Here is a 12,268-nt window from a genome sequence, read left to right as displayed (position 1 = left end):
ATGAAAAACTTTAGTTTAGTTCTATTATTAGCTGCCGTTGTATTGTCATTTTCGTCAGTATTTGTGGTGCCTGAAGGGCAAAAAGCAATTGTAATGCTTTTTAGCAAAGTACAAAAAGACAGTGATGATAAAGCGATTGTGTATAACCCGGGCTTACAGTTTAAAGTACCTTTCTTTAGCCAAGTACGTCGTATTGATGCGCGTATCCAGACTTTAGATGGTGCGCCGGATCGTTTTGTTACTAGCGAGAAAAAAGACTTAATTGTTGATTCTTTCGTGAAGTGGCGTGTAAATGACTTTAGCGCGTTTTACTTACGTGCGCGTGGTGACAAGCAATACGCTGAAACACTGCTTAAGCAAAAAGTAAATAACGGCCTACGTACTAACTTTGGTTCGCGTACTATTCGTGAAATCGTATCTGGTGAGCGTAGTGAATTAATGGAAGAAGCGTTAGTTCAAGCGTCTGAAAGTGCGCAAGAGCTAGGCATTGAAGTACTAGATGTTCGCGTTAAGCAAATTAACTTACCATCAGAGGTGAGCAACTCAATTTACCAACGTATGCGCGCAGAGCGTACTGCTGTGGCAAAAGAGCACCGTTCTGAGGGTCAAGAAAAAGCCGAAACAATTCGTGCTGAAGTTGATCGTCGTGTAACGGTAATGCTTGCTGATGCAGAGCGTAATGCACGCTCAGTACGTGGTGAAGGTGACGCGCAAGCTGCTGCTATTTATGCCAATGCTTATAATAAAGACGCTGAATTTTTTAGTTTTGTACGTTCATTAGAGGCTTATAAACAGACCTTTAAAGGCAAGCAAGACGTGATGGTGTTATCGCCAGACAGTGACTTCTTTAAATATATGAAAGGGGCTGCTGCGCAGTAATCTTTTTTTCATATAGATCAAATCCAAACCCTGTGTATGCAGGGTTTTTCTTTTAGTAAAACGAATTTTTATGAATAACTTAATGTTATTCAACCAGTTAATTTTTATTCTGGGTGATGTATTTATCGCACGCAGAAAAAATAACCTAAACGGGGTGATCTTTGCCCTCATTTTCTGGTAAAATCTCGTCCTAATTTTTTCTAAGTGAATTTACAATGGGTAAAAACGTTGTTGTACTAGGCACCCAATGGGGTGACGAAGGTAAGGGTAAGGTAGTTGACCTCCTTACAGACAAAGCATCTTTAGTAGTTCGATACCAAGGTGGCCACAATGCTGGACACACTTTAGTGATCGGCGGTGAAAAGACAGTTTTACACCTTATTCCATCGGGTGTATTACGTGACAATGTTAAGTGTGTGATTGGTAATGGTGTAGTTGTATCACCAGAAGCGCTTATGAAAGAGATTGGCATGCTTGAAGAACGTGGCGTACCAGTACGCGATCGTTTATTAATAAGCGAAGCATGTCCGCTAATCTTGCCTTTCCACATCGCATTAGATGTAGCCCGTGAAAAAGCACGTGGTAATAAAGCTATCGGTACTACTGGTCGTGGTATTGGTCCAGCTTATGAAGATAAAGTAGCCCGTCGTGGTTTACGTATTGGTGATTTATTCAACCCTGAATTATTCGCTGCAAAACTTAAAGAAGTATTGGAATACCATAACTTCACATTAGTTAACTACTACAAAGTAGATGCAGTTGATTTCCAACAGACTTTTGATGATGCAATGGCTGTTGCTGATATTCTTAAAGCGATGGTTGTTGATGTTACTGAATTACTTGATCAAACTCGTCTTGCTGGCGATAACATCTTGTTTGAAGGTGCACAAGGTACATTACTTGATATCGATCACGGTACTTACCCGTATGTAACCTCATCTAATACTACCGCTGGTGGTGTTGCTACAGGTGCAGGCTTTGGTCCATTAAACCTTGATTACGTACTAGGTATTATTAAAGCATACACGACTCGTGTAGGTTCAGGTCCTTTCCCAACAGAGCTTTACGACGGTGTTGAAAAGCAAGATGAAGTGGGTAAGCACTTAGGCACAGTGGGTCATGAATTTGGTGCAACGACTGGTCGCTTACGTCGTACTGGTTGGTTAGATGCAGTGGCTATGCGCCGTGCGGTTCAAATCAACTCAATCACTGGTTTTTGCTTAACTAAACTAGACGTACTTGATGGCTTAGAAACACTTAAGATTTGTACTGGTTATAAGCTTGAAGATGGCACTGTTACTAACGTAACACCGCTTGCAGCGGAAGGTTATGAGAAAGTAACACCAGTATACGAAGAAATGCCAGGTTGGTCTGAAAACACAGTCGGCGCAACGTCTGTTGATCAGTTACCACAAGCAGCGCTTGATTACATCAAACGTATCGAAGAAATCACAGGTGTACCTGTTGATATTATTTCTACCGGCCCTGATCGTGTAGAAACTATGGTATTACGCAGCCCGTTTGCATAAATACTGTTAGAACTAAAAAAGCTGCCTAGTGCAGCTTTTTTTGTGTCTTTATTTCAATATGGAACGATCTTTGTATAAACTTTATTAAGATGGTTTTAAATTTAAAGTGACCTAAATGCGTTTGTTGTCTTGTTTTTCATTAGTGGTGTTATCAATGCTGCCTGTAAGTTATGTCAAAGCTGATGAGCCCTTAACGGCTGTGCCTTTGTATACTGAAACAGAGCTGTTGGCATTGATCAATAAAAACGCTCACTTAGCACGTGTGAAGGCAGATGATTGCCAGTTGGTACAAGATATTGAAGCCAGAGCCAATAAAATGGCACTGCCGTCTTATCAGTTTTTATATGGCGATATGCTGGCCTATGCTGTGTGTGTTGATCGTAATGTGGAGCTAGGTGTTTATTATATGCGCCAAGCTGCAAACCAAGGTTTGGCAGCGGCATTAGAGCAACTTGGTCGCTATTACGATATTGGCCGTTTAGTGCAAAAAGATAAAGCAATGGCGATTACTTACCTACGTGAAGCCTCTGCACAAGGTAATTTAAAAGCTCAATTAAGGTTAGTGAAACTATTTAACGATGGCTTCGGTAGCCCGCGTGATTATGAAGACGCTTACCGGTGGTTATTTCATGCCATGGTTGCTGACAAAGCAACTCATAAAAAAATAGAACGTGCACTGAGTCAGTTAGCACAAAAAATGCCTGACAGCGTGGTTGAGCGTGCTCGTTTGCCTATGTAACTAGCGTTTTAAACTAGAGCATTATAATTAAAGTAAACTTAATCGGTATCCGTTTAACAAGATTAACACCTGCCTGTATTGTGATGGTGTATCATATCTAAAGTGTTGATTTTCATAAATTTTAAATCATTTCTTAACCTCTTTGTAATTCAGAATAACCGTTACAGTCATAAACTCTCTTTATTATTTACCCGCACATTAACTCACACCCTATCGGGTTTACGATTCTATTAATAACATAGAGACGGAATTTATAATGAAAATCAATAAAATTGCGACTGCAATTGGTTTTACATTGGCAATATCTGCAACAGTAAATGCAGGTGTTTTACCGCAAAGCCAGATACAAAGCCAATGGTACGAAAGTGCTCAAGCTACTCTTGCGCAAAAGCAAAACCAGGCTCAAGAAGAACAACAAACTAAAGCTAAAAATGTAATCTTGTTTGTAGGTGACGGTATGGGGGTGTCTACTCTTACTGCTGCACGTATTTTAGCAGGGCAACGAGAAGGCCAACTAGGTGAAGAAGGTCTACTAAGCTTTGAGGAGTTCCCATATTCTGCTCAAGTCAAAACTTACAATGTTGATGCGCAAACACCTGACTCTGCTGGCACCATGACGGCAATGGCATCAGGTGTTAAAACAGATGTAGGCGTTATTGGGGTAAATGAGAATATTGAACGAGGTGACTGCTCTACCGTGTTTGGTAATGAATTGATAACCACTACAGAGCTTGCTGAAATTAAAGGTTTAGCGACTGGTGTGGTATCAACCGCGCGCATTACTCATGCAACGCCTGCTGCTACTTATGCAAAATCTGCAGACCGTAATTGGGAAGATGTATCAGATATGCCTGAAGGTGCTGTTACAGCAGGCTGTGAAGATATTGCATCACAGCTAGTTAATTTTGAAAAAAATGTTGAAGCTCGCTTTTTAGGCACTGATATTGATGGGATTGACGTCATTATGGGCGGTGGCCGTCGCCACTTCTTGCCAAAAGATGCGGCATTCAACTCTACTGATGCTGTCAGTTCTGTTGAAGGTGACCGTACTGATGAGCGTGATTTAACGGCTGAATGGCAAGCTAACTATCCTGATGGTCAGTATGTGATGGATAAAGCAGGGTTTGAAGGGATATCAGCTGATACTAAACAAGTTTTAGCCTTATTCAATGAATCACATATGCAATACGAAGCAGATCGTGAAAACGATATCGCTGGCGAGCCATCACTTTCTGAAATGACAGAAAAAGCCATTGATATCCTCGATAATAATGAAAAGGGCTTCTTTTTGACTGTTGAGTCTGGCCGTATTGACCATGCGCACCATGCAGGCAATGCCTATAACGCATTAAGCGATACAATAGAGTTTGCCAAAGCTGTTCAAGCTGCGGTTGATAATACCAATCCTGAAGAAACACTTATATTAGTGACTGCCGATCACAGCCATGTATTTACTATTGCAGGCTACCCAAAACGTGGTAACCCAATTTTAGGCAAAGTTGTTGCCGTAGGTAGCGAAGAGCCAAGTCTTGCTGCAGATGGCATGCCATATACCACGGTTGGCTACGCAAATGGTTTAGGATATCGAGATTTAGGTGACGAAACAGATGCGGATGCAGCTTATAGCGAAGCGCCTGTCGTTGGCCGAGTAGACTTAACGGCTATCGATACTAACTCAGCGGGTTTCCACCAAGAAGTGACAGTACCACTTGGTTCTGAAACTCATGCCGGAGAAGACATTTCACTTCATGCAAAAGGGCCGGGCGCACAACTTGCTCAAGGTGTTGTTGAGCAAAATGTGATTTTCCACTTGGTTAATCAAGCACTCGAATTAATTGAACAATAATGGCGGCTAACATGAACAAATTAAACCTATTATCTTTAGCTGTTGTAGTCGCACTTGCGGGCTGCTCGGATGATGACGATAACGATTATAAAACATTGGTTGTGAATAACACCTTACCTGTTGGTTCACAGCAGTGTGTCAATGGTGGAACAGAAACGCTTGAAGGTGAAGACTCTAACCGCAACGGTGAGCTTGATGCTGATGAAGTATTAGAGACTAGCCTTAATTGTAACGACCCTGCATCGTCACTGACACCACAACAGCTAGTTAACTTATCAACTAACCAATGGTTCAAAGATGCAAAAGTTAAAATGGCCACGAGCCAAGAAAACATTGCAGAGATTGTTAAAGAATCTGGAAAAGCAAAAAATGTAATTTTATTTGTTGGCGATGGTATGGGTGTATCTACGGTGACCGCAGCACGTATACTTGCTGGTCAACAAGAAGGCAAAATGGGTGAAGAGCATCAATTGAGTTTTGACACTATGCCGTTTTCAGGCTTTGCTAAAACATATAATGTCGATGCTCAAACACCGGATTCAGCGGGTACTATGACTGCGATGATTTCAGGTGTTAAGACTGATGTAGGTGTTATTGGTGTTGACGAAGATATTGAATATGGCGATTGTTCAACGGTTGCTGGTAATGAGTTGGTAACTGCAACAGAACTTGCTGAAATCAATGGTCTGGCAACGGGTATTGTATCAACAGCGCGTATTACTCATGCAACACCTGCGGCAACGTTTGCTAAATCGGCTAACCGTAACTGGGAAGATGTGTCTGACATGCCAGAAGATGCAGTAACAGGTGGCTGTGAAGATATTGCTTCACAATTAGTCAACTTTGAAGCAAACCTAGAAGCACGCTTTGATGCTCTTGATGTTGATGGTCTTGAGGTTGTTATGGGTGGTGGTCGTCGTCACTTCTTACCAAAAGATGCGGCGTTTAATTCTTCAGATGCGCAAAGTACGGTTGAAGGAGACCGTACTGATGAGCGAGACCTAATTACTGAATGGCAAGCTAAATACCCTACCGGTCAATATGTTATGGACCAAGCTGGGTTCAATAACTTAGACACAGAGGCAGTGACCCAAGTATTCGGCTTGTTCAATGAGTCTCACATGCAATATGAAGCTGATCGTGCAAATGACATTGCAGGCGAACCATCATTGTCAGAAATGACCGCAAAAGCGATTGATGTGTTAGACAATAATGAAAAAGGCTTTTTCTTAACAGTTGAAGCTGGCCGTATTGACCATGCTCATCATGCTGGTAATGCATACAATGCGTTAAATGACACGATTGAGCTGTCAAAAGCTGTTCAAGTGGCTATGGATAAAACCAGTATCGAAGACACGCTAATCATTGTTACTGCGGATCATAGCCACGTATTCACTATTGCTGGATACCCTAAACGAGGTAATCCAATTTTAGGTAAAGTGGTTGCAGTTGGCAGTGAAGAGCCAAGCCTAGCAGCAGATGGCATGCCGTATACTACGGTCGGCTATGCTAACGGTTTAGGTTTTAGAGACCTAGGTGACGAAACCAACGCTGATGCTGCTTACCTTGAAGCCCCAGCAGTGGGTCGTTACGACCTAACCGCAGTAGATACAACAAGTGCTGGCTTTCATCAAGAAGCAGCGGTACCACTGGGTTCTGAAACGCACGCTGGTGAAGATGTTGGTGTATATGCAATTGGTCCAGGTGCTCACCTTGTTACAGGCACTAACGAGCAAAGCTATTTATTCCATGTAATGGACTATGCCGCTGACCTTGTTAAAAATGCTGATGCAAAGCTAGCAAACTAAGCGACGCTGCTAATAACTTTAAGAGCAACTCGCCAGAGTTGCTCTTTGTCATAAATCTGCCAAATCAACGTTATACAGTAATAACGTAATCTAATAGAAAAAAGAGAACCCAGTGAAGTTAGCAATTTTTTCTTTGGCGCTTTTAAGCCCATTAGCCAGTGCTGCACAATGCACAATCGATAGCCAATATATGCAAGCGAGTTATAAAGTAAGCCAACAGCATGAGGTTGACACAGCTGTCCACACTCAGCAATTTACTTTGTGGCGAACACCCACTCAAGCGGCTCAACAAGATGAACAACTAGTTGAAGTTTGGCAGCAGTTGAGTAACCAACAACTTAGACCTATTCGCTACTTTGTACAAGCTAAGCGCGGTATTGAATACCAACCCTCAGAAGTAAAAGCAAAGCAGAACTTTAGCAGCAAACAACAATTAGTTAGTGATGAATTACTGGCTAAAATGACACTACAAAGTGAGCACGGTGAAGGGTGCGATAAAGTACAAAAATACCAACTTAAACAGCCCCACTCAACAATTGAGCTAACCTGGGCTGTTAATAAAAAGCTGCTTGAGTCTATGCAGGTTACTAATAGCAAAAGCAGTCAAACAATCACTTTGCAATCAGTGAGTTTTAATAAACAAACCGTGCAACAGCAGTTTGCCGTTTGGGATAACTATCAAACCACAGACTATGCTGATATTGGTGACAACGAGAACGACCCGTTTTTAGCTAAAATGATTAACCTTGGTTTTATCGAACATAGTGCGACAGGCTTTTATGATACCAATGGCAAAGCACTGGAGGGTGGACATAACCATAGCCATCACTAAGCCAACCAATTAGGAGGATTAAAACTGGCAAAAAATGTGTTCATCCATTAACTTTAAAGTATCAACATCAAACTATGAGTGAACCATGAGCACACACAACAAAAATCACCCTCACGGCGTGTTTTGCTGGTCAGAGTTATGCACGCACAATTGGGCTGAAGGTAAGCGTTTCTACACTGAGTTATTTAACTGGGATAGCGACGATCAGCCAATTGGTGATGATTTATATTACACCATGTTGCAAAAGCAAGGCGATGATATTGCAGCAATGTACCAAATGCCTGACGATCAAAAAAGTTCTGGTATCCCCAGTCATTGGTTAGCTTATATTGCGGTTGAAGACATTGATAGTGTAGCTGAAAAAGCCAAGCAATTAGGGGCTGAAGTTATTGCAGGCCCACATGATGTAATGGATGCTGGGCGAATGGTTTTACTCAATGAGCCTGGCGGCGCTCTATTTGCATTGTGGCAAGGCAAGCAACATAAAGGGTGTCAGCGCTTAGGAGAGCTAAATACACCTTATTGGCATGAGCTAGCAAGTCGTGATACTGCAAAAAGCGGTGACTTTTACTGTCAGCTATTAGGTTGGGAAAGTGAAACTAAGCCAATGGAAGGTATGGACTACACCTTGTTTAAAGTAGCCGGCGAGCCGGTTGCAGGTATGATTCAAATGACCCAAGAGTGGCCTGAAGACATCCCTGCCCATTGGATGATTTATTTAGCCGTTGCAGATTGCGATGAGTCTGCTAGCAAAGCACAGCAACTGGGTGGTGAGGTGTGTGTGCCACCTACAGATGTTCCTGAAGTTGGTCGTTTCAGTGTAATCACTGATCCGCAAGGGGCGGCATTTTCAATTATGACTTCAGCAATGGGTGACGTTAAATGCGGCTAGTTTGAGCATAATGTTTTATAAATTTATCCAAATAAGCGCTGCGGCGCTTTTTTTATTTTTGTTTGCCCCAAGTTCATCATTATCATTATTTTCTGGAACTCATTTATGACTAAGCACGTGGTTATTACAGGCGCAAATAGAGGAATAGGCTTAAATTTATGCCAACAATACCAAGCGGCAGGCTACCATGTCACAGCTGTTGTTCGCCAAGTAAGTGAAGAGCTAAAGGCACTTGGTGTAACTATTATCAGCAATATTGACGTTGCTAATGAAGGTGATATTGTCGCCCTACAAAGTCAACTACATGGTCATAAAATTGACCTACTTATCAATAATGCGGGCGTATTTAGTTACGAAAGTATGGCTGATATGGATTTTGCTGCAATAAACCAACAGCTCGCCGTGAACGCCGTGGCACCAATCCGTGTTACCCATGCATTGATCCATAGTTTAGGTATAGACGCTAAAGTGGCGATGATAACCTCTCGTATGGGTTCAATTACAGATAATAGCTCAGGTGGCTACATTGGCTACCGTATGTCAAAAGCAGCATTAAATGCAGCAGCGGTTAGTTTAGCGCATGAGCTTAAAGATAAGAAAATCGCTGTGGGATTATTTCATCCAGGCTTTGTACAAACTCAAATGGTTAATTTTGCTGGCGATATTTCACCAGAGCAAGCGGCAGAGCGCTTAACTAAACGCATAGATGAACTTAACCTTGAAAACAGTGGTGGCTTTTGGCATTCAAATGGCGAAACACTTCCTTGGTAGTCATTTGCTAATTGCCTTACTTATTAATTCAACAGTTAGTCGCTTAAAGTCACTAACTGTTGAAATCTTTCACTAATTTTGATCTTATTCTTTGCTATAATCGTTCTATTAACAGCCGTACTTTGAGAACCGCACATGGAATTAGAGCAAGATAGTAATTTAACCCTTCCGTTATTTTTGTTTGATGAAACATTAAGTGAACGTGATTTAGAAACCCCTGACTTATTACTGACGATCGTACTAGATGATGAGCTGTTAACTCAACTGTGTCAAAATCCAAGCGCAGATAGCAGTATTGCTATCACTGTGAATAGCTATCAGCTAGAAGCCGTTAATCAAACGTTTGCTGACATTATTGATACAGAGCATGATGCGCAATTAACCCTCACTCATGGGCCATTACTAAGCGCAGTACTGAACACGCAAAAAGAGACAACATTTGTTTCGCCACAAATGGACATGATGCCTACATTTGATCTAGGCGATGAGGACGAATAATAATATGAAAAAATCGCTTCTTTTAAGCTTTATCATCATATTAAGTGGTTGTGCTTACTTAGGCGCTGCGCATTATGATGAATTATTTGGCCCCGAACAAATACAGCAACGAATAGTCGAACACGACACTGGAGCAGGCGCTGAATTTTTACAGCACGTACAGCCAGTGCTTGATACTCGATGCGTGGTTTGTCATGGCTGTTACGATGCCCCTTGCCAATTAAAGCTTTCATCCCCAGAGGGAATTGACCGCGGCCTAAGCAAAGAATTAGTTTATGATGGTACGCGTTTACTCGCATCTAACCCTAGCCGTTTACTTTACGATGCAACAGATACTGCAGGCTGGCGTGAGAAGAATTTTTCACCGGTACTCAATGAGCGCGCTCAAACAGCTGAGGCAAACTTAGCTGGCAGTGTTTTATACAATAGTTTAGTGCTAAAAATGAGCTCGCCTTTACCTGAAGAAGAAGTGTTAGGCGATGAGTTTGATTTTGCCCTAGATCGTTCTCAGTCATGTGCCAGCATGGGGGAGTTTGACCGCTTAGCCGATAGTCAGCCTCATGCAGGTATGCCGTATGGTTTACCAGGTATTTCTCGTAGTGAATTTAAGCACCTTGAAAAATGGCTGAAAAGTGGCGGTAAAATGGCTCACATTAAACCACCAAGTAAAGATGTAATTGCCCAAGCTCAGCGTTGGGAAAGCTTTTTAAATCAAGATAGCTTAAAACATCAATTAACTGCTCGCTATGTTTATGAGCATTGGTATTTAGCACATATTTATTTTGTCCAAGATGGTGGAAAGAGTTTCTTTAAACTTGTTCGTTCAAGTACACCTCCTGGTGAAGATATAAAACTGATCAATACGCGTCGTCCATATGACGACCCTAAAGTTGAACGTGTTTATTATCGTTTAATGCATGAGCGCTCAACTATTCTTGCTAAAACACATTTACCACTGGCATTAAACGACACCAAATTAGCTCGGTTATATACGCAATTTATCCAGCCTGAGTATCAGGTTAGTAAAATGCCAAGTTATAAGCCAGAGGTAGCATCTAATCCATTTAAAGTTTTTGCCGCAATGCCGGTTAAGTCAAAATATCAATTTATGCTGGATGAAGCTGAATTGATTATTATGGGCTTTATTAAAGGGCCTGTATGTCGTGGCCAAATTGCATTAAATGTTATAAACGATCATTTTTGGGTGGCGTTTGCAGATCCAGATAAAGCAGCCACACCACAAGTGGAGCAAATGTTATTGCAGCACGAAGATGCATTAGCATTACCCGCGGCAGAAGAAAGCAATGCGTTGCCTATTTCAAGCTGGGTTAAGTATTCAAAGCGCCAAAGCACTTACCTAGAAGCAAAAGTTAAGCTAGCCAATGAAATGTTTGAAAATGGTGAGCATTTAACTACCGACGCTTTATGGCGTGGTGAAGACGTTAATGATAATGCAGCATTAACTATTTTCCGCCATTTTGATAGTGCAACAGTTGTAAAAGGCTTTATAGGGCAGGAGCCAAAAACAATGTGGATATTGGATTACGCATTGTTTGAGCGTATTCACTATTTACTGGTTGCAGGGTTTGATGTGTATGGCAATATCGGTCACCAACTCGTTACACGTTTGTACATGGACTTTTTAAGGCTTGAAGGCGAGCAAAACTTTTTAGCGCTACTGCCTAAACAACAGCGTCAGGAGCTAAAGGCTAATTGGTATCGTAAATCACCAACAAGCTTAACTAACTTCTTCAAAAGTGGTGAGAGCTTTAGTCAGGCAACCGGTATTGAGTACCAAACTCAAGACCAACAACATGAGTTATATGGCTTAATTAAACAGACATTGAAACCTGTACTGAGCCCTCGCTATGACTACACTAAGGTGCCTGAGCCGTTGCATAAACTTAACAACATGCCGGCAAAAGCGATTAACTTATTACCACAAATTTCATATGTGTTAGTTAAAGACGGTGACTCTGAACATGAGGCTTACACCCTTATTCATCACAATGCTCATTATAATATTTCCAGTTTGTTAAATGAAGAAGGTCAGCGCGCCTACGATGAAGACACGCTCACTATCGTGCCTGGTTTTATTGGTGATTACCCAGAGGCTATTTGGTATTTAAATAATCAACAGCAAGTTGAAGCCTTTGCAGAGCAGTTACCGCTAATGCAAGTTGAGGCTGATTACAAAGCCTTGAAAAGCAAATTTGCGATACGCCGAACTCACCCGCAGTTTTGGCAGTACAGCGATATATTACATAATGTTGCAAAGCAATATCGTGGTATAGAGTACGGCTTATTTGATTATAACCGTTTAGAAAACCGTTAGGGTCTGTTTACCTTTCAAGGTTAAATTTGCAGCAGTCTGTTTGGTATTTAGGCAAGGCAGCGCCTATGTGGTGTGGTTATTCCCCATAAATAGGTGATAACGCAGCATCAATGCCAAACAGGCGCTGCCCTTCGGGTTC

Annotated in this window: 10 protein-coding genes; all 10 read left to right on the top strand. The window is 41.7% G+C overall.

All coding sequences use genetic code 11. From position 1 onward, the window contains the following. Window positions 1-879, top strand: a complete 879-nt coding sequence (gene hflC / locus AAEU30_RS15025; RefSeq protein WP_421961180.1) for a protease modulator HflC — start codon at window positions 1-3, stop codon at window positions 877-879. A gap of 215 nt (window positions 880-1,094) precedes the next feature. Beyond that, on the top strand, window positions 1,095-2,408 hold the full coding sequence (locus AAEU30_RS15020) for an adenylosuccinate synthase (RefSeq protein ID WP_087532701.1): 1,314 nt from the start codon (window positions 1,095-1,097) through the stop codon (window positions 2,406-2,408). 115 nt (window positions 2,409-2,523) lie between these two features. After that, window positions 2,524-3,147, top strand: a complete 624-nt coding sequence (locus tag AAEU30_RS15015; RefSeq protein WP_421961179.1) for a tetratricopeptide repeat protein — start codon at window positions 2,524-2,526, stop codon at window positions 3,145-3,147. 256 nt (window positions 3,148-3,403) lie between these two features. Continuing rightward, entirely contained in the window at window positions 3,404-4,993 is a 1,590-nt protein-coding gene (locus AAEU30_RS15010; RefSeq protein ID WP_421961178.1) for an alkaline phosphatase, read from the top strand. A gap of 11 nt (window positions 4,994-5,004) precedes the next feature. Next, window positions 5,005-6,801 (top strand): alkaline phosphatase family protein, encoded by a 1,797-nt coding sequence (locus AAEU30_RS15005; protein WP_421961177.1) that lies wholly within the window; start codon window positions 5,005-5,007, stop codon window positions 6,799-6,801. Window positions 6,802-6,913: 112 nt separating this feature from the next. After that, on the top strand, window positions 6,914-7,633 hold the full coding sequence (locus tag AAEU30_RS15000; protein ID WP_421961176.1) for a hypothetical protein: 720 nt from the start codon (window positions 6,914-6,916) through the stop codon (window positions 7,631-7,633). A gap of 85 nt (window positions 7,634-7,718) precedes the next feature. Further along, window positions 7,719-8,525, top strand: coding sequence for a VOC family protein (locus AAEU30_RS14995; RefSeq protein ID WP_421961175.1), 807 nt, complete (start codon window positions 7,719-7,721; stop codon window positions 8,523-8,525). A gap of 105 nt (window positions 8,526-8,630) precedes the next feature. After that, window positions 8,631-9,296 (top strand): SDR family oxidoreductase, encoded by a 666-nt coding sequence (locus AAEU30_RS14990; RefSeq protein ID WP_421961174.1) that lies wholly within the window; start codon window positions 8,631-8,633, stop codon window positions 9,294-9,296. Between the two features lie 135 nt (window positions 9,297-9,431). Then, complete coding sequence (locus AAEU30_RS14985) at window positions 9,432-9,794, top strand: hypothetical protein (RefSeq protein ID WP_421961173.1); 363 nt, start codon at window positions 9,432-9,434, stop codon at window positions 9,792-9,794. A gap of 4 nt (window positions 9,795-9,798) precedes the next feature. Then, on the top strand, window positions 9,799-12,129 hold the full coding sequence (locus AAEU30_RS14980) for a fatty acid cis/trans isomerase (RefSeq protein WP_421961172.1): 2,331 nt from the start codon (window positions 9,799-9,801) through the stop codon (window positions 12,127-12,129). The last annotated feature ends 139 nt before the right edge of the window (window positions 12,130-12,268 follow it).

The organism is Pseudoalteromonas mucoides (genome assembly GCF_049257175.1).
In the GTDB taxonomy this organism is placed as follows: Bacteria; Pseudomonadota; Gammaproteobacteria; order Enterobacterales; family Alteromonadaceae; genus Pseudoalteromonas.
Note: the sequence above shows the minus strand (reverse complement) of the source record. Positions and strands in the feature narration are given on the sequence as shown.